A 17547-nucleotide genomic window follows, 5' to 3' on the forward strand; every position below is an offset into this window, starting at 1 on the left:
ATGTCCGCTGTGAGCGTGGGCGATGTCCGCCGCGTACTCGATGAGGCCTATCCGCCGCACCTGGCGGAAAAGTGGGATGCCGTGGGGCTTATCTGCGGTGATCCTGCCGCGGAGGTAAAGCGGGTGGCCTTCGCTTTGGACTGCACCCAGGCGGTGGCCGAGCGCGCGGTGGAGCTCGGCGCGGACATGCTCGTGGTCCACCACCCGTTGCTGCTGCGCGGGGTGGAGTCCGTGGCAGCCGATACGCCCAAGGGCAAGGTCGTACACACCCTGGTCAGCAATGGCGTTGCCCTCTTTGCGGCCCATACCAACGCGGATAAGGCGCGGCCGGGCGTCAACGACAAGCTCGCGGAGCTGGTAGGCATCAACCCCGGCCGGCCCATCGTGCCGGAACCCCAGGGTGTGGATAAGTGGGGCGTGCACGTGCCGGTCGCCGCGGCCGCGGAAGTAAAGCAGGCGCTTTTCGACGCCGGCGCGGGCCACATCGGCGCCTACTCTCACTGCTCCTTCGACATTGCGGGCACGGGCCAATTCCAGCCGGAAGAGGGCGCTGACCCCACCGAGGGCGAGATCGGCGCGCTGCACCGCGGCGAGGAAATCCGCGTCGAGTTCGTCGCCCCAGCCGCACTTCGCTCCTCTTTGCTGAAGGCCCTGCACACCGCCCACCCGTATGAGGTGCCGGCCTATGACATTACGGAAACCGCTGGCCACCAGGACCTGGACGAGGCGCTCGGCCTGGGGCGTGTAGGGGAGCTGCCGCAGGAGATGACCCTGCGCGAGTTCACCCAGCAGGTGGCTAATGCCTTGCCGGAGACCGCCTGGGGCATCCGCGCCGCTGGCGATCCGGACCAGAAGGTGCGCACGGTGGCCGTGTCTTCCGGCTCGGGAGATTCCTTCCTTTCTGCGGCCGCGAAGCTAGGCGTGGACGTGTACGTTACCTCGGATCTGCGCCACCACCCGGTGGATGAGCACCTGCGCGCCGGCGGCCCCGCCGTTATCGATACCGCCCACTGGGCCAGCGAATTTCCGTGGACGGCCCAGGCGCGCGATATCGTAGAGAATGCTTTAGAACTGGATACGGAAATTATTAGCCTGCGCACCGACCCGTGGACTATCTCTGCGCACCCAAAGGAGTCATAAGTGAAACTATCGCAAGAACTACAGCCGGTACTGCTGGAGCTGGCCAACCTGGAACGCTCGCAGGGCCATGGCGCTGAGAAGGAAATCCCGGAACAAGCCGAATATGACAAGGCCAAGGAGGAGCACAAGCGCCTGCTCGATGCCTCCGGTTCTGCGCAGATGGCCGTCGATGACATGGAGACTGAAATCCTGCGCATCCAGGCCGATGAGCGCAAGCTGCGCCAGCGAGAGCGCGATGACAAGCGCCAGCTTGGCGCCGCAGTGGACCCAGAAACCCGCAAGGATCTAGAGCACGATCTCTACGCCGCCAAGTCCCGCATCGCTGACCTCATGAGCGAGCTGCAGGAGGCGCATAACGAGGTGCACGCGCTGCGTTCCAACCTGGACGTCCACGGCGCGCGCGTTTCTGATTCCGAGCGCAAGCTGGAAAAGCTGCGCCGTGCGGCCGAGGCGGCTAAGGAAGCGGCCGCCAATCAAGAGGATCCGGCCGTGCGCATCGGCGAGCTGCGCGATCAGCTGCCCGCTGGAGTGCTCAGCGAGTACGATACCCAGCGCGAGGAAAATGGCGTAGGTGCCGCCCAGTTCAAGGCCAATCGCGCCTGCGGCGGCTGCTTCATTGTCTTGCCGCCGGCCGAGCAAAACGCCGTGCGCAATGCCCCGGCCGATGAGCTGCCGCAGTGCGGCGATTGCGGCTCCTACCTGGTGCGCCTGGTCTAATGAAGGTCATCATCTACGCCGATGGCGGCTCCCGCGGCAACCCCGGAGTAGCCGGTTCCGGCACCGTTATCTATGACGGCAGCGGGCAGCGCATCCTGCGCGAAATTGTCTACGTGGTAGGTACCAAGTCCACTAATAACGTCGCTGAGTACAACGGCCTGCTGCGCGGCCTTGAAGCCGCCACCGAGATGGGCGCTACCGAGGTGGAATTCCACATGGATTCCAAGCTGGTGGTGGAACAAATCAACGGCCGCTGGAAGATTAAGCACCCCGATATGCAAAAGCTGGCCCTGCGCGCCCGCGAATACATCAACGGCTTTTCCTCTTTCAGCCTGGACTGGGTGCCGCGCGCCAAAAACAAGGTGGCGGACGCCCTGTCCAATGACGCCATGGATGCCGCGGCCGCCGGGCACCCGGAAGGCATCGTGGCCGGCGAAGAAGACGCCGAGTCAGCCCCAGCCGCGGAGCAGGACACCACCGCGCCGCACCCCACCGATTGGCTGGGGGACCGCGGACCTACCACCCGCTTTATCTTGCTGCGCCACGGGCAGACGGAGATGTCGGCCGCCAAGCAGTACTCCGGCCGCGCCAATCCGGGGCTTACGGAGCTTGGCCAAAAGCAGGCGCTCGCCGCTGCGCAGGCGCTTGCCGACGCCGACTTTGACGCCATCGTCTGCTCGCCCCTGCGCCGCTGCCAAGAGACCGCGGCGGCCGTGGCCAATGGCCGCGATATCGAGGTAGAGACCGTCGACGGCCTCATCGAGGTGGACTTCGGTGCGTGGGAAGGCAAGACCGCGGCCGAGGCCCACCAGCGCGATCCGGAACTCCACGAGGAATGGCTGCACGATGCGAGCGTCGCCTGTCCGGGCGGCGAATCGCTGCAAGCGGTCAACCGTCGCGTGCGCACCACCCGCAAGGATCTCCAAGAGCGCTTCGCAGGAAAGACCGTGCTGGTGGTTAGCCACGTCAACCCGATTAAGTCCTTCATCCGCCAAGCACTCGATGCCGGCCCTGCCACCTTTGGGCATCTCTTCCTCGACCTGGCCGCCATTTCGCGGGTGGAATTCTGGGACGGCGGCTCTATGGTGCACGGATTTAACGATGTGGGCCACCTGGCGGGCCTGCGCTAGAATAAGGAACGCGAATGAGCCGGCCGGGTGATCGCGTCGCTTCATACGGGCAGCCACGTGCTGCCGCGTGGGCGCCGAGGAAAGTCCGGACTCCACAGAGCACGGTGGTTGCTAACGGCAACCCGGGGAAACCCGCGGGCAAGTGCAACAGAAAGTAGACCGCCTCGTTCCTCCACTTGGTTTCGGCCACGTTGGAGCCACAAGGTAAGGGTGAAACGGTGCGTTAAGAGCGCACCAGCACCGTCAGTGATGGCGGTGGCTGGGTAAACCCCACCGGGAGCAAGGCATCACGGCCCCGCCACGTTGCGGGGCCCGATCAGGCGTTTTAAGGCTGCTCGCTCGAGCCTGAAGGTAGCTGCTGGAACCAACTGGCAACGGTTGGTCTAGATGGATGTTCACCGCGCGGTATTTCTCAGGGAGTGCCGCGATGAGACAGAATCCGGCTTATAGGCCGACTCATTCGCCCTAATGCGTTTATGGTGGTGGGCATGAAGCTCTACGCCGCTCCGCTCGATTTCCGCGCCATTGCCGCAGAATTTTCGGTAGCCACCGATTTTCCGGCCGAGGTCACCGCCCAGGCCGCCCGCGCGCAGGACCGATACGCCGCATCGCGCCGCGATGCCCGCGATATTCCCTTTGTGACCCTGGATCCCGCCGGCTCCATGGACTTGGATCAGGCGGTCTACATCGAAGAACGCGAGGGCGGATACCGCGTGTTTTATGCCATCGCGGACGTCGCTGCTTTCATTGAGCCCGGCAGTGAGCTGGAGCGCGAATCCTTCCGCCGCGGCCAGACCATCTATCTTCCCGATGAACCCGCGCGCCTGCACCCACCGGAGCTTTCCGAGGACCGAGCCTCGCTGCTGCCTGGCACCGATAAGCCGGCCGTGTTGTGGACCTTTGACTTGGATGGCAACGGCGAGGTGGAGTCCTTCCACGTCGAGCGCGCGCTGATTTACTCCCAGGCCCGCCTGGATTATGAAGGCGCGCATGCGGACCTCGCGGCCAGCAACCTCCACCCATCCATCGCGCTGCTGCCGGTGGTCGGCCGGCTGCGCCAGGAATCTTCCCTGCGCCGTGAGGCCATTTCCTTGCGCCTGCCCTCCCAGCGCGTGGTGGAAAATGACGATGGCACCTTTGAGCTCATCATCGAGCCGCGCTATGAGGTGATGGACTTTAACTCGGAGATGTCTTTGCTTGCCGGCATGTGTGCCGGGCGCCTCATGCAGGAAGCCGGCGTGGGCTTCTTGCGCACCCTGCCCGCGGCCGAGCCAGAGCACGAGCGCCAATTTCGCGCCGAGGCGCAGGCCCTAGGCTTTGCGCTTGGCGACGCCCCCATTCCCCAATTCCTGCTCACCGTCGACGCCGATTCCCCGCGCGGCATGGCCGTCATGCGCGAGGCTCAGAGCCTGCTGAGGGGCGCCGACTATGCCTGGCTAGGCGAGCAAGAGGCGCAGGTACACGCCGGTATCGGTGGCTACTATGCCCACGTCACCGCGCCGCTGCGGCGCCTTTCCGATAGGTTCGCCACGGAAGTATGCCTCGCCTTGTGCGGCGGTTATGAGGTTCCCGAGTGGGTAACAGGCAGCGCCACGGAGGTCATCGGTGCGATGCGTTCGACGTCGCAGCTCGCCTCCCAAGTGGATAAGGCCTGCCTGAACCTGACGGAGGCGACCGTGCTGCGCCCCTGGCTCGGGACCAATTTCCCAGCCACTGTGGTCCGCGGCGATCCGAAGCGGGACAAGGCACGGATTTTCGTTCCGGAGCCACCCGTCTTCGCCCACTCCGTGGGCGCACCGGAAACCGGCAGTGAAACCACTGTCTCACTGGTGACGGCAGATACCGACTCGCGCGAGGTTCTCTTTGCCTGGCCGGCCGACTAGCCGGCAGGGCTCCTAGCCTTCGCCGCGGGCGGCCTCGCCTGGCTGCAGCTCGACGACGAGCAGGCCATCTTCAGCCAAGTCAGCTGCGAAATTGTGCGCGCTTTTCGCCGGAACATAAGCGATGACCGCGTTCGAGGTACCGGCATGCGCCGATCGACCCGCTACGGCACCGCGAACCGTGACCAATTCGGCGAGTTTTTCTGCCGAATCCAAGCCGTAGATATTGGCCAAGGAAGACTGTGACTGCAACAGGATAGGGAAGAGCTCCGCGCCGCGGTGCGAGCGCAGGCAGCGCGCAAACTTTTCTACGCGCTCAGTTTCTTCCTCATAAAAGGCCATCCACTCCGTGGCGGCGCTGATGCTCGGGCGGCCTTCCTCGCCGTAGACCTTGTGCACGGCCTTGAGCCAGTCGAGGACGCGCTGTTGGGCGTCGGGAAGCAAGCGCAGCGAATCGGTGCCAAAGGAGTGGCACGCATCATCGATAAAGCGCTGGCGCTGGCGGATATCGGCGATGGCCTTTTCCTCCTGCGCGGAGAAATCCTCCGCCACCGCTACCGCAAAGGCGGACATCTCGCGGCCCACCACATGCGGGGCGTGGGTGACAGAACCATCGGCGTAGTCCATGATGCACACGCCCTCACCCGTGCTGCGCAGCGCTGCGCTGTGGCGTGCGCGCAGCGGCGGCCGCGCTGCGAAGGTGGAAACGGCTTGGGTGCATACATCCGCCACTCGGGCCCTCAACGGCGCATCGAGGTCCGCATCCGCTCCCATGAGCGCTAGCGCCACCGCGACGTCCGTGGCGGCGTCCGCACCCAGACCCGCGCCCTCCGGAATATCCGTGGCAATGGTGATATCCGCACCGGCCGTCTCCCGGGAGAGCAACTGACGATTAATCATCGTGTGGACAATGCCACCCACGCGGGCCGCCAACCCACCTTGTGGTGCCGGCGGAATAACCGGCTGGCCTTCCGCATCCGTGGTGGGCTGTTGCGCCGTTGCCAGTTCTGCAAGCGCCTGCAGACTAATCGAGTCATGGGCAGTCTCGCCCTGAGCTGGGTGGAAATGTACGGCTACCACGCCGTCGGTGCGCGGGCTTACCGACGCTGCAGCGCGCAACTTTCCCACACACATGGCGACAATGCCGCCGAAGTGATCAATATGTTCACCAATAAGGGACCACGTCGCCGGCGCGCTGGCGGTATGCGTTGGAGCGCTGCCCGTGAGTTCGGTATGCGCTCGGGCGGCGCGCTCGGCTACGGGCTCTGCAGGCGTTGACCACAGTGGCATGGGTGCTAAAGCTCCTTTTCCAGGTTCTGGGACCAGTAGTCTTCGTTGCCCCGCGCACGCGGTGGCGCGTTTAAAGCAACGAACGCCCGCCACCTATTCGCGCGGTGGCGGGGAATACGACATGGAATCGTATAAAAGAATTGTGCTGCCCCACATTCTAGCGGGCATCAATGGGACAGCGTGGGTAGTGTGGGCACAAACCATATCAGCGGCGGCACTTAGCCGGTGCCGCTAATGCAACAACTGAGAGGATAGTTTCATGAGCGATGCAGACCAGAAGTGGTTCTTTGATCCCACCACTAAGGAAGTCAGCCAAGGCAAGACCTCTGGCTGGGAAAATCGGATGGGCCCGTATGACACCCGCGAAGAGGCAGAAAACGCCATCGAAATCGCCCAAGCCCGCAATGATGCGGCAGATGCCGCAGACGAAGAAGATGACTGGAAGTAACTAACTCCCAGCCATCTCTTTTAAAGCCGTGTTTCCCAGCACCTGCCCGGGGAGCGCGGCTACTTTAGTTTCTTGCGCAGCGGTTTAAACGCGGCCTTGATGTCTTTGAAAGACTCGGCGTAATCATCAAGAGCCTTTAGGCCAATGGTTCGCTCGCGCTGGTAGAGCAGGCCATAGCCAAAGGTATTCTCCCCACGGCGGCGAGCGGACTCCGCCAGCTCGAGCAGCTTATCGCGCGAGGTCACGGAATCCTGGAAGTCACCGAGCACCGACTGCATCTGCTTGCAGGCTTTGTAGAGGCGCTTGGTCTTGAGGTTGGTGGCAGAACCAGCTGCTTCAGCTGCATAGCGCAGCTTCTTTGCTGCCTTGCGCATATCGTGGAAATAATCCTCACGCTCATGCAGGGACAGGTCCTGGTTATCCCAGTTCTCCACGGCCTTCTTATGACGCTTGACCAGCTTGTTATAGGCCTTTTCAAGGTGCTGCGCCATCACGGTGTCCATGTCAGCGGACTTGTCCTTGGACTTCTTTTTCTCCGGCTTGTGCTCGGACTTGTCTGCAGCGGGTGCGCTGTCCTCGCTGGATTCGGTAGGAGTAGCGGCGTCCTCTTCCGCAGAGGACTGCTCCTCCGGCTGCTCCGCCTCACTTGCTGCCGGGGCGGAATCCTGTTGCTTATCGGCCGTTGGCGGGTCTGCGAGCAGGCGATCGAGAGACTCCAGCAGCTCAAGGTAGCGCTCGGAATCCAGGGCTGCGATAACGCGGCGGTGCGCGCGGCGGTAGGCGTTGCCCATATCGTGCGCAATGTGCTCACGGGTGGAATCATCCAAGGTGTCAGAATCTTCGGACTCCAATAGCTTCTGCCAGCGCTCTTCCACAACTTCCGCATCGCGAGCAACGCCCAAAATACCGGCAAGCTCCTTGAGATCGGCTTCAATCTTGTCGATTTCTGGGCCGACGACGATGCCATGGAAGGTCTGCAGGTGGCTGCGCAGTTCGCGGGTGGCAACACGCATCTGGTGAACCGAATCCCACTCATCGCGGCGCACGCGAGGGTCATAATCAACTAGCTTGTCGCGATTGGCTTGGAGTGCGGTGATGACGGCCGCGGCAGGGGAGTCTGGGTCCACATCCGGCGATACCAGGGCTGGAGGCAGCGGGGCGTTGGCGTAGGAATCACCCAGGGCGGACTTCAGCTTGGATGGGGAGGAAGAAACGCGCGCACCGGCACCGATAAGCAGGGAAGTGGCACGGCGAATGAACTGCGTGCCTTCCTCGGTCCCCGGGAGGTCACCAGCGAGCTCTACTTCCCATTCGCGCCAGGACTGCTGCTGACCGCCTGGAAGGAAGGAAAAAGCGGTGACGTGGTCATCACAGAACTCTGCTACAGGCTTATTATCGGCATCCGCTAGGACCATCTCGGTGCGCTTGTTATCGACCTGCGCAATCGGGGTGAGTTCGTTGTGGCGGATAATAGAGCGAACCTGGTGGAGAAGCTCCTCAGGTACTTCGTAGCGGCCATCGACAGGCTCTCCCAGCTCGGCATGGATCTCGGTGCGGCCAGCCTCGCTAGGAATCTTGATATGCCAGCCATCATCATTGCCACCGGTGCGGCGGCGGAGGGTGACCTTGGCGTGGGTGAGGCGGAGGTCTTCGGTGTCGTAGTAGATGGCAGAAAGCGCGTGGCGGCGCGTGTCTGCAACGTGGTCAACTCCCTCGAGGCGGGTCAGTTCAGGGAGCTGAGTGGACTCGGCTACGGAGAATTTCGCTTCAACTTCGAGAAAAGACTGTGTAGACATTCACGTACCTTTTACTTTCTAGACCAAATAAATCTCACCGGTGATCTTACCCGTTAAGCACTCACTTCGGTGTCACTCCTCGCCCCCGTTCGCTAGCAGGGAACGGGAGGGAAGAATGGCCTTGAGCAGGGAATAATTACTGCGTGATTTCGGGGACCGGACCGATTCCGGAGGAATCGCCGCCAAAGTGAGATTTATCGGCAGCGGCAATGCCATCGTTGATGCCGTGCATGCTGTTCATCGAAAGCGACATCTCCGTCAGGTTGGGGAAGAGACGATTGCGGGTATCGATGGCGTGATCGGTGCGCGCCTGCAGTGCCGGAAGGGTTTGGGTAGCTACAGTCTCGGCGTGGTGTGAGCAGTACTGAGACTCCCGCAGGTTATCTGCGATGCCATCCTCATTTGCTTGAGTGAGCAATTCACCGATGCGGGCGGCATAAGAGAGCCGGAAACTACGGCGATAAGCGGCGGTAGAGCCCGTCGCGCGTGCAATTTCTGCGCCGTCACCGTTGCGCATAAACCAATCGCATTGACGGTTGAGGGAGGCAAAAAGGTCGGCGCAATGGGCGGCGTCGGCAGGAGCGCCAATCACGCAGGCCAAGCCCTTGTCATGAATGAGGAGAGTGGTGCATCCATTGGCGTCAGAGATGGTGCTTAGCAGGGAAGCTTGGTGCTTGATATACGGCGGGTGGATGTGCACGCGGTGGGAAATGAGATGAGGTAGCTCGGAAGTTAGCAGGTCCTCGATGCGATACTTCTGCTGCAGGGACTGCGCCTTAGAGATGAGAACCTCGGCCTCATCTTCAAAACTGGTGGACTCAGCCTTACGTAAAAGGCCTAGAACCTTTTCGCGGATTTTGCGTTGCTTATCGCTAAGCCCATCCTCCCGCAAGGATTCGCCGGAGGCTAAAAGCTCGGTATCGCGCAGCCTCGGTAGGTGAATGAGCTCTTTCATAATGGCGCGCAGCTTATCGCGCGGAATGAAGTTCTCCTGCGGAGGGGCCATCTGGAGCCATGCTTTGCGCAGCGCAGGGGAGGTAATTCGTGCCGGCACATGGGGGCTTGCTCGGTAAATAATGGGGTAGGCGTGCGGACCTAAGACGTGTTCTAGGTCCGCCGGCGCCCAGCCTTGTTGTGCGGCGGTGATGAGGCGTTCGATTACGTGAGCAGAAAGGTCATCGCAGTGGGTGGTCATAAATATTCGTCCTTTAAGAGGTGTACATGTGTTCGCTTGCCCACTTAGCAAAGCATGGGCTGCAGCTGGCTCCTGCCGGAAAAGCCCCCGCTGGCCACCCCCTGGATACTCTTGCGACCTGCGCATTTCGCCCTGGAAAAACTGTCGCATGAACTGCACATCCTTCGGGGGAGAGCCGGTAAGGTCTAAAGCATGAATAGCCAACACGAATTTGTCTTGCGCACCGTTGAGGAACGCGATATCCGCTTTATCCGCCTGTGGTTTACGGATATTCTGGGCGCCCTTAAATCCGTGGTCATGAGCCCGTCCGAGTTGGAGTCGGCCTTTGAAGAAGGTGTTGGCTTTGATGGTTCTTCCGTAGAGGGCTTTTCTCGCATCTCTGAGTCTGACACCATTGCCCTGCCAGATCCCTCCACCTTCCAGATTCTGCCCTTTGATATGGATGAGCCGGACCTGCAATCGGCCCGCATGTTTTGCGATATCGCACAGCCAGACGGCCAGCCCTCCATGGTGGACCCGCGCCATATCCTGCGCCGCCAGGTCACCGAGGCCGCTAACGATGGGTTTACCTGCATGGCCTCACCAGAAATCGAGTTCTATCTTTTCGAGCGCGGCCGCGAACTCACCGACTTGGTACCGACGGATAACGGTGGTTACTTCGACCAAGCAACGCACGATACCGCCCCGCTTTTCCGCAGGAAGGCGATGCTAGCGCTGGAATCGCTGGGAATTGCGACGGAGTTTAGCCACCACGAAACCGCGCCGGGCCAGCAAGAAATTGATCTGCGCCATGCGGACGTGCTCACCATGGCCGATAACATCATGACCTTCCGGCACGTGATCAAGCAGGTGGCCACCAACTCCAACGTGCGCGCCACCTTCATGCCTAAGCCCTTCGAACATTTGCCGGGCTCTGGCATGCACACCCACTTGAGCCTTTTTGAAGGCCAATCCAATGCTTTCCACGATCCGGATGATGAATTCTCTTTGTCCCAGACCGGCCGCCAGTTCATCGCCGGCATCTTGGAGCACTCTACGGAGATGTCCGCGATTGTGAATCAGTGGACCAATTCTTATAAGCGCCTAATGTTCGGCAACGAGGCGCCGGGCGCAGCCACCTGGGGAGTATCGAATCGCTCCGCGCTGGTCCGCGTTCCCACCTACCGGCTTACCAAGGAAGAATCGCGCCGGGTAGAAATCCGCTCCATTGATGCCTCGATGAACCCCTACCTGGGCTATGCGGTGCTACTAGCGGCAGGCCTGAGAGGCATCCGCGAAGGCTACGAGCTCGATGATCCGGCCGAGGACGATGTCCACCAGCTCACCCGCCGCGAGCGCCGGGCAATGGGCTATAAGGATCTACCCACCAGCCTGGATCAGGCCTTGCGCGAATTTGAAAAATCCGAGTTCATGGCAGAAGTCTTGGGCGAGCACGTCTTTGAGTTCTTCCTGCGCTCCAAGTGGGATGAGTGGCACCACTATCAGAGCCAAATCACCACCTTTGAGCTGCGCAATAACCTGAACTTCTAGGAGAAAAATGCGTCCTGCTGCTGTGCCTTCACCGGCCACACTTGGTCTTACCCGCCCGCATGCTGCGCAGGATATTGAGCAGCTGGGGTGGAAGAATCCGGAATCAGTGGATCTATTGTGGACCCTCGCTGCCGTGGGCGACCCAGACCTGGCTCTCAATAATCTGATCCGCATCTATGAACAAGCCCCAGAGCTCGATGATGCCGTGCGTTCCAATGAAACTCTGCGCGTGCGCCTCTTCGCACTACTGGGTGCGTCGACTGCCTTTGGCGATCACCTCGCGGCGCACCCTGAGCTGTGGCGAGAACTAGAAAAACCTCTTCCACAGTCTGAAGAGATGCTGCAAAGCCTGCTCGGTGCCGTCGATGCCGAGCCCGCGGACTTTGCCGATGACATTGACCGGCCCGATCCGGCGCGCAAGGACTTGAGCGCGCCGGGCACCTACCGCGCCGGCGAGGGCGAGCATAAGCAGGCGTTGCGCACGACCTACCGCACTTTGATGATGCGCATTGCCGCCTGCGATGTGGCGGGCACCTTCCATTCACGTAAGGGCCAGACCAAGCTGCAGCCGGAGGTAGGATTTCGCCAGATTACGGCGCTGACCACCGCGCTTGCCGACGCCGCCTTAACCGCCTCCCTTGCCTGCGCCGTGCGCACCATTTACGGCGATGACCCCTTGGATGCACAGCTGGCAGTCATGGCGATGGGCAAGTGCGGCGCAGGCGAGCTGAACTATATTTCCGATGTGGACGTCATTTTCGTCGGCAGCGAGGCAACCCCTCGAGCCACGCGGCTGGCGGCGGAGTTTAATCGCATTGGATCCACCACCTTCTTCGAGGTGGATGCGAACCTGCGCCCCGAGGGAAAGTCGGGCGCATTGGTGCGCACCTTGGAATCCCACGTGGCCTACTACAAGCGGTGGGCGGAGACGTGGGAATTCCAAGCGCTCCTTAAAGCGCGCGCTATGACCGGCTACCTCCCGCTAGGCCAGGACTATTTGGACCAGATCCGACCGATGGTGTGGACGGCATCGCAGCGCGAGTCCTTTGTTGAGGACGTACAGGCCATGCGCCGCCGCGTGCTGGCCAATGTTCCCGCAGAGCTCAAACACCGCGAGCTGAAGCTAGGCGTGGGCGGCCTGCGCGATATCGAATTTGCTGTCCAGCTCCTGCAGTTGGTCCATGGTCGCTCCGATGAGACGCTGCGCGCGCTTTCCACGGTGGAGGCGCTGGAGGCGCTGATTTCAGCGGGGTACGTCGGCCGCGAGGACGGAACCCAGCTCATTGAAGCCTATGAATTCTTGCGCCTGCTCGAGCACCGCCTGCAATTAGAGCGCTTCCGCCGCACGCACACGCTGCCGGATAAGGACGACGAAGACGGGATGAAGTGGCTCGCGCGCATCGCCGGCTTTTATCCGCAGGGCACCAAGTCGGCGGCCGAGCGCATGCTGTCGCACCTGCGCCGGATCCGCCTGCGGATCTCCGAGCTGCACTCGCGCCTGTTCTACCGGCCGCTGCTTAATTCCGTGGTCACCATGTCCGCTGATGAGCTTAAGCTTTCGCCGGAGGCCGCCAAGCTGCAGTTGGCCGCGTTGGGCTATAACCACCCAAACCGCGCTTTTGAGCACCTGACCTCCCTGGCGGCGGGAACCTCCCGCAAGGCACGCATTCAGGCAATCTTGCTGCCTACCTTGATGGAATGGCTCGCCGATACCGCAGACCCCGATATGGGCCTGTTGAACTATCGCAAGCTCTCGGAGGCCGCGAACGATAGGTCGTGGTTCTTGCGCATGCTGCGCGATGAAGGAATTGTGGGCCAGCGGCTCATGCATATCCTGGGTACCTCGCCGTTTACCTCTGATCTGATTATTAGCGCGCCGGATTCGGTCAAGCAGCTTTCCGACGGCGCCACTGGCCCCAAACTGCTAGAAACCAAGCCCGAACAGGTTTCCAAGGCGCTAGTTAATTCCAGCAAGCGCCACGCCGACCCGGATAAAGCGGTGGCGGTGGCGCGCTCGTTGCGCCGAGTGGAGCTGGCCCGCATCGCCAGTGCGGATTTGCTGGGCTTCATGCCGGTCAAGCAGGTATGTCATGAGCTATCCACAATTTGGGATGCCGTCCTTGAGGCTGCACTTCGCGCCGAGGTGCGCGCGTGGCGCCTTGCCAACGAAGATGCAGAGCCGCCAGCGCGCATCGCCGTCATTGGCATGGGCCGCTTGGGAGGCATGGAGCTGGGATTTGGCTCAGATGCGGATGTGCTTGTGGTGGCAGAACCCAGCGAACCGGCCGATGACTCTGGTGCGGAAGGGGAGGCCGTGAAGTGGGCCATCGGGATCGTCGATAAGCTTCGGCGCCGCCTGTCTAAGCCTTCAGGCGACCCACCACTGGACGTCGATTTGGGCCTGCGCCCGGAGGGCCGTTCTGGTGCGGTGGCACGCACCATCTCCTCCTATGAGCGCTACTACCGCGAGTGGGGCGAGTCGTGGGAGCTGCAGGCTTTGTTGCGCGCGGCCTTCGTGGCTGGCGATAGGGAAGTAGGCGAGCGATTTATATCCATGGTCGATAGCTTCCGCTACCCAGAAGGCGGCGCGAGCGCCTCGACCATTCGCGATATCCGGCGCATGAAGGCGCGCGTGGACAATGAGCGTCTGCCGCGCGGTGCGGACCGTAATACTCATACCAAGTTGGGGCGCGGTGCGCTCTCAGATATTGAATGGACTGTGCAGCTCCTGACCATGATGCATGCCCACGAGTATGCCCAACTGCACGATCCGTCCACACTGCGCGTGCTCGATGCCTTGGAAGAAACCGCAATCCTGTCTGCCGATCAGGTCTCTGACCTGCGCGAGGCCTGGCTTATGGCTACCGACGCCCGCAATGCACTGGTGCTCGTGCGCGGCAAGCGCGTCGACCAGTTGCCCGGGCCCGGCCCGCAGCTGGCCCAGGTAGCCGGTGCCGCTGGCTGGCCGCCGGAGGAGAACCAAGAGTTTCTAGAAAACTATCTGAAACTTACCCGCCATGCCCGGAAGGTTGTCGATGAGGTCTTCTGGGGCGAGGAGGAATCCTTCGAGCATTCTTAGAGTTAGCCTTGAAAGTCCCCGATGTGCGCACCGCGCCCTTACTTTTTGCACTTTCGGACTCTAAAGTGGGATGGGAATAGGAAAGGACTGGCTAGTTATGTCTTTTAAGCTGCAACTCGATGTGGACAATGCCACGGTGGGCGAACTATCCGCGCTGCTTTCCGCAGCGCGTGCCGCGGGCGTGCGCGACGGTGACGCCCTCCACCTTGATGACACCACCTTGACCGTCGAGGTCTCCACGCCGAGGGAGGAAAAGCCAGCGCCGCCGCGGCCAGAATCAGCACCGCACAATTCTCGCCAGGCACCTCGCTCGTGGGGGCGCGCCGACCGCATAGGAGAGGCCACCATCCGCTCCATCATCGACGCCCTCAATGATCGCGGCGAGAACCCTCGCGGCAATGACTACGGTTCCTTCGGCGATGGCGCTGGTTACCATGGCTAAAATCAGCGGAGTGTATCGACATAAGCTCATCTACCTGTGGGCCTTTGTAGCCGTGGCCGTCATCGTGGCTATCGCTGTCGGGGTGTGGGCTACCAATCGCGATAATCCCCCCAAGGGGACGAAGACGGTGGGCGAGGCCGTGGCTGGTGGCGTGGTTCAGGAAGACATGCCCGCACAGGTCAATGGTGACATCAAGGCCGATGATTCCACCGACGCCAACCGCGTGACCTCCCTGGCGAAGGCGCTGGGCATCCCGCTCAATTCCGTCCCGCGGGATATTACCCAGACGGAAAACGGCAAATCCGATGTGCGCGTCTACCTCGAGCGCGAGCTCAACAGTGCGGTGGAGTCTGGTGACATCAGCGAATCAGATGAAAAGGCAGTCCTCGTAGCATTTGAGCGAGGCCTTGTGATGCCGGCCAGCGATGGCATCGTGGCCGAGAGCTATCCAGCAAACTAGCCCTTTATTTCCTCGCGAACTGGGCGCGAAAATTCAGGCAACCCGCAGCTAGGCGGCATGGCCTTGGCAGTAACTCTTCCTAAGGTAAAACATCACAAATTGGTAACGGGCAGGGTGCTCGGTGCCGAAGCCTCTGGAGGAGACTATGACTTTCAAGACCACGCTGTCGACCGCGGCGGGAGTACTCGCCGCCATTGCCATCCCCATCACCGGCGGGGTAGGGGTGGCTTATGCCGTCAATACCGTGCCGGCCGATACCATCGCCCAGTCAGTTCCGGCCGGCGACTTGGGCGGCCACCTGAAAAACTTTGGCGCGGCGGCAGCGCAGGAAGATGCGCTGCGCGTACTCGATGAACTGAATTAACCTAGGGCCCATGCTGGTTGATGCCCTAAGCCTGAAGTTTAAGCCTGATGACTACCGCGCCGAGCTGCCCGTCTTCGACTATTTAGCTGATTTGGGCAGCTTCAAGCTGCGAAGCCCCGTCACCGTCTTTGTAGGAGAAAACGGCATTGGTAAATCGAGCTTGCTCGCTGGCGTGGCTAGCGATTTGGGCTGTTCACCTGCGGGCGGCCGGATGGACGACCCAGATGAAATCGTTCCTCGTAGCCCCATTCGCTGCGATACAGAGGAAGTTATCCAGCGCGCCTACTTCTTGCGCGCCGAAAAGCACGAGTACTTGATTGGACGTGGGGATTCAGCGGCCGAACGTGGCGGCCGTTCGACTCTTTCTCAGAATGTGGATTTGTCCCGCCGCTCGCACGGACAATCCGTCTTCGACCTGCTTTACGAGCACATCAATGGCCAAGGCGTGTACATCCTTGATGAGCCAGAATCAGGGCTGTCCGTTATCCGGCAACTAGCCCTCGTAGGGGAAATTGCCCTAGCGGTTGACCGCGGCGCACAGGTCATTATTGCCACGCACTCGCCGATTCTTCTAACCTGCCCTGGTGCGGACATTGTGGAGCTCAACGATACTGGCTTTGAACGCATTGCCTTTGATGAAGCGGAAGCCGTGGCGGCTACCCGGGAGCTTTTGGCGGACCCTGAAGGAACCATTCGCTTTATCCTCAACCCAGAGTAATCAGTCGAGGGCTTCTAGGAAACCTCCACGATGGTGACAGAAGGCCCGTTCTCGCCGGCGCGGCGGCGAAGGAAGTGGGTGATGACCACACCAATCATGCCTACTACCCAAACGGCTAGTACCGCAGCCGCGGCCGCAGTGAAATCCGGCATGGAGTAATCAGGGGCGTCGGAGGAGTGGTCCAAGACCATGCCAAAGAGCTGCGCACCCAACATGCCGGAGGTAAACCCGCCCATATTTCCCAAGCCCGTAGCGGTGGCCACCACGGAGCGGTCCATGCGCTCACGCACGATATCGAAGCCATAGTTAGCCGTCGGTGTGCACAACGCGGTAATGAAGGACACCACCAAAATTGCGGCTAGTCCGCTGTCGGTGCCAAAGGCAAAGAAAAGCAACCACGCAAGTACGTGAACCGCGACAAACCCGAGGCTAAGCCATGGGCGGACATGCTGCGCGCGGGAGGAAATTTTGCCGTGCAGGGGGCCGACGAAGACCAAGAATACCGCCAGCAAGGTGAGCACCAGGCTGGACTTGGCCTTGGACATCTCCATGCCTTGGGTCATCATGGGCATGCCCCACAGCATGACAAAGACGATGAGCGGGAGCATGCCAATGTAGTGGATGAAGTAAGCCTGCCAGGCCACTGGGGAACGGAATACCGTTTTCAAGCGGGCCGGGATGCTGGTGGCCTGCGAGTTGGGTGGTTCCTTCTCCGTGGGGATAATCCCTAACTTCTCTGGTGAGTCTGCCACCGCCACGATGGCGGCGATTGCTACCAGGATGCCCACCGCGCCAAGGGTAACGAAGGCAGCGGTCCATCCGGCCGCACCCAGCAACCACAGGAAAGGAACCGCGGAAATGAACTGACCCATCTGTCCCAGCGACGACGTCACCTGGGTGAACATGGGTGTGCGGTGCAGTGGGAACCAATAAGGCAGGATGCGCATCACGGAGAGAAACGCTGTGGCATCGCCTGCGCCGATGAGCACGCGCGCGGTAATGGCTACGCCATAGCTGGTGGTAAAACCCAAGACGACCTGGCCAATGCCCATAATGACCGCGCCGACCACGAGGAGTAAGCGCGGGCCAAATTTATCAATCAAGATGCCGGTGGGGATTTGGGCTAGGGCGTACACGCCCAACTGCACAGAGGTAAAGACTGCGATACGACCGGCGTCGACATCGAAGCGCTCAATGGCATCCAAACCAGCCACACCGAAAGAGGTACGGCCGGTAATCGCTACGAGGTAGACCGCCATGGCGGCTACCCAAATGCTTAAAGCCTGAGTGGTAATGACTTCTCTGGGATTCGGCTGCGACATGGCTGATACCTTACGCCTTAACTACTAAGATTCTTT

Annotated in this window: 15 protein-coding genes and 1 other RNA gene; 12 read left to right on the forward strand and 4 right to left on the reverse strand. The window is 61.1% G+C overall.

The genetic code is table 11. The features are described from left to right. From ACKFRY_RS06130 to ACKFRY_RS06150, 5 genes are all read left to right on the forward strand, one after another. Positions 1-1140, forward strand: coding sequence for a Nif3-like dinuclear metal center hexameric protein (locus tag ACKFRY_RS06130; protein WP_408922493.1), 1140 nt, complete (start codon positions 1-3; stop codon positions 1138-1140). After that, positions 1141-1857, forward strand: coding sequence for a zinc ribbon domain-containing protein (locus ACKFRY_RS06135; protein WP_005324390.1), 717 nt, complete (start codon positions 1141-1143; stop codon positions 1855-1857). It begins immediately after the preceding gene. Further along, positions 1857-2987, forward strand: a complete 1131-nt coding sequence (locus tag ACKFRY_RS06140; RefSeq protein WP_408922494.1) for a bifunctional RNase H/acid phosphatase — start codon at positions 1857-1859, stop codon at positions 2985-2987. The genes ACKFRY_RS06135 and ACKFRY_RS06140 overlap by 1 nt, the downstream gene beginning before the upstream one ends. A 15-nt stretch (positions 2988-3002) precedes the next feature. Continuing rightward, positions 3003-3450: RNase P RNA component class A (rnpB, locus tag ACKFRY_RS06145), an RNA gene on the forward strand. Between the two features lie 25 nt (positions 3451-3475). Next, complete coding sequence (locus ACKFRY_RS06150) at positions 3476-4870, forward strand: RNB domain-containing ribonuclease (RefSeq protein ID WP_408922495.1); 1395 nt, start codon at positions 3476-3478, stop codon at positions 4868-4870. A gap of 12 nt (positions 4871-4882) precedes the next feature. Here ACKFRY_RS06150 and ACKFRY_RS06155 read toward each other — a convergent pair whose 3' ends face one another. Then, the gene (locus ACKFRY_RS06155; protein WP_408922045.1) at positions 4883-6157 is read right to left on the reverse strand and encodes a galactokinase family protein; all 1275 of its coding nucleotides are present in this window, start codon (positions 6155-6157) and stop codon (positions 4883-4885) included. Positions 6158-6416: 259 nt separating this feature from the next. Here ACKFRY_RS06155 and ACKFRY_RS06160 point away from each other — a divergent pair, with 259 nt between their 5' ends. Further along, positions 6417-6605, forward strand: a complete 189-nt coding sequence (locus ACKFRY_RS06160; protein ID WP_250410194.1) for a hypothetical protein — start codon at positions 6417-6419, stop codon at positions 6603-6605. A gap of 59 nt (positions 6606-6664) precedes the next feature. Here ACKFRY_RS06160 and ACKFRY_RS06165 read toward each other — a convergent pair whose 3' ends face one another. Both ACKFRY_RS06165 and ACKFRY_RS06170 read right to left on the reverse strand, forming a co-directional pair. Then, complete coding sequence (locus ACKFRY_RS06165; RefSeq protein ID WP_408922046.1) at positions 6665-8401, reverse strand: CHAD domain-containing protein; 1737 nt, start codon at positions 8399-8401, stop codon at positions 6665-6667. Positions 8402-8537: 136 nt separating this feature from the next. Continuing rightward, positions 8538-9596 carry a DUF2786 domain-containing protein gene (locus tag ACKFRY_RS06170; protein ID WP_408922047.1) on the reverse strand — a complete coding sequence of 353 codons (1059 nt, stop codon included), beginning with the start codon at positions 9594-9596 and terminating at the stop codon, positions 8538-8540. Positions 9597-9788: 192 nt separating this feature from the next. Here ACKFRY_RS06170 and ACKFRY_RS06175 point away from each other — a divergent pair, with 192 nt between their 5' ends. The 6 genes from ACKFRY_RS06175 to ACKFRY_RS06200 all read left to right on the forward strand — a co-directional run bounded on the left by ACKFRY_RS06175 (position 9789) and on the right by ACKFRY_RS06200 (position 16189). After that, the gene (locus ACKFRY_RS06175; RefSeq protein ID WP_150850861.1) at positions 9789-11126 is read left to right on the forward strand and encodes a glutamine synthetase family protein; all 1338 of its coding nucleotides are present in this window, start codon (positions 9789-9791) and stop codon (positions 11124-11126) included. Positions 11127-11133: 7 nt separating this feature from the next. Further along, positions 11134-14205 carry a bifunctional [glutamine synthetase] adenylyltransferase/[glutamine synthetase]-adenylyl-L-tyrosine phosphorylase gene (locus ACKFRY_RS06180; protein WP_408922048.1) on the forward strand — a complete coding sequence of 1024 codons (3072 nt, stop codon included), beginning with the start codon at positions 11134-11136 and terminating at the stop codon, positions 14203-14205. 97 nt (positions 14206-14302) lie between these two features. Then, positions 14303-14647: a hypothetical protein gene (locus tag ACKFRY_RS06185; protein WP_302258209.1), complete on the forward strand. Its 345-nt coding sequence runs from the start codon at positions 14303-14305 to the stop codon at positions 14645-14647. Positions 14648-14657: 10 nt separating this feature from the next. Next, complete coding sequence (locus ACKFRY_RS06190) at positions 14658-15107, forward strand: hypothetical protein (RefSeq protein ID WP_236587100.1); 450 nt, start codon at positions 14658-14660, stop codon at positions 15105-15107. A 145-nt stretch (positions 15108-15252) separates the two neighbouring features. Continuing rightward, positions 15253-15471, forward strand: coding sequence for a hypothetical protein (locus tag ACKFRY_RS06195; protein ID WP_040425194.1), 219 nt, complete (start codon positions 15253-15255; stop codon positions 15469-15471). A 10-nt stretch (positions 15472-15481) separates the two neighbouring features. Continuing rightward, a complete protein-coding gene (locus ACKFRY_RS06200) occupies positions 15482-16189 on the forward strand; it encodes an AAA family ATPase (RefSeq protein WP_408922496.1) in 708 nt (235 codons plus the stop codon). A gap of 14 nt (positions 16190-16203) precedes the next feature. Here the strand turns inward: ACKFRY_RS06200 and ACKFRY_RS06205 are convergent, their stop codons facing one another. Beyond that, positions 16204-17511: a nitrate/nitrite transporter gene (locus ACKFRY_RS06205; RefSeq protein ID WP_408922051.1), complete on the reverse strand. Its 1308-nt coding sequence runs from the start codon at positions 17509-17511 to the stop codon at positions 16204-16206. Positions 17512-17547 lie beyond the last annotated feature (36 nt).

Origin of the sequence: Corynebacterium tuberculostearicum, assembly GCF_046097255.1 — a bacterium.
GTDB lineage: Bacteria > Actinomycetota > Actinomycetes > Mycobacteriales > Mycobacteriaceae > Corynebacterium > Corynebacterium tuberculostearicum_J.

What these genes read in the sequence shown, in the direction of transcription:
- ACKFRY_RS06130 (WP_408922493.1), top strand. Translation starts at nt 1, where the DNA reads ATGTCCGCTGTGAGCGTGGGCGATGTCCGCCGCGTACTCGATGAGGCC.
- ACKFRY_RS06140 (WP_408922494.1), top strand. Translation starts at nt 1,857, where the DNA reads ATGAAGGTCATCATCTACGCCGATGGCGGCTCCCGCGGCAACCCCGGA.
- ACKFRY_RS06150 (WP_408922495.1), top strand. Translation starts at nt 3,476, where the DNA reads ATGAAGCTCTACGCCGCTCCGCTCGATTTCCGCGCCATTGCCGCAGAA.
- ACKFRY_RS06155 (WP_408922045.1), bottom strand. Translation starts at nt 6,157, where the DNA reads ATGCCACTGTGGTCAACGCCTGCAGAGCCCGTAGCCGAGCGCGCCGCC.
- ACKFRY_RS06160 (WP_250410194.1), top strand. Translation starts at nt 6,417, where the DNA reads ATGAGCGATGCAGACCAGAAGTGGTTCTTTGATCCCACCACTAAGGAA.
- ACKFRY_RS06165 (WP_408922046.1), bottom strand. Translation starts at nt 8,401, where the DNA reads ATGTCTACACAGTCTTTTCTCGAAGTTGAAGCGAAATTCTCCGTAGCC.
- ACKFRY_RS06170 (WP_408922047.1), bottom strand. Translation starts at nt 9,596, where the DNA reads ATGACCACCCACTGCGATGACCTTTCTGCTCACGTAATCGAACGCCTC.
- ACKFRY_RS06175 (WP_150850861.1), top strand. Translation starts at nt 9,789, where the DNA reads ATGAATAGCCAACACGAATTTGTCTTGCGCACCGTTGAGGAACGCGAT.
- ACKFRY_RS06180 (WP_408922048.1), top strand. Translation starts at nt 11,134, where the DNA reads ATGCGTCCTGCTGCTGTGCCTTCACCGGCCACACTTGGTCTTACCCGC.
- ACKFRY_RS06185 (WP_302258209.1), top strand. Translation starts at nt 14,303, where the DNA reads ATGTCTTTTAAGCTGCAACTCGATGTGGACAATGCCACGGTGGGCGAA.
- ACKFRY_RS06195 (WP_040425194.1), top strand. Translation starts at nt 15,253, where the DNA reads ATGACTTTCAAGACCACGCTGTCGACCGCGGCGGGAGTACTCGCCGCC.
- ACKFRY_RS06200 (WP_408922496.1), top strand. Translation starts at nt 15,482, where the DNA reads ATGCTGGTTGATGCCCTAAGCCTGAAGTTTAAGCCTGATGACTACCGC.
- ACKFRY_RS06205 (WP_408922051.1), bottom strand. Translation starts at nt 17,511, where the DNA reads ATGTCGCAGCCGAATCCCAGAGAAGTCATTACCACTCAGGCTTTAAGC.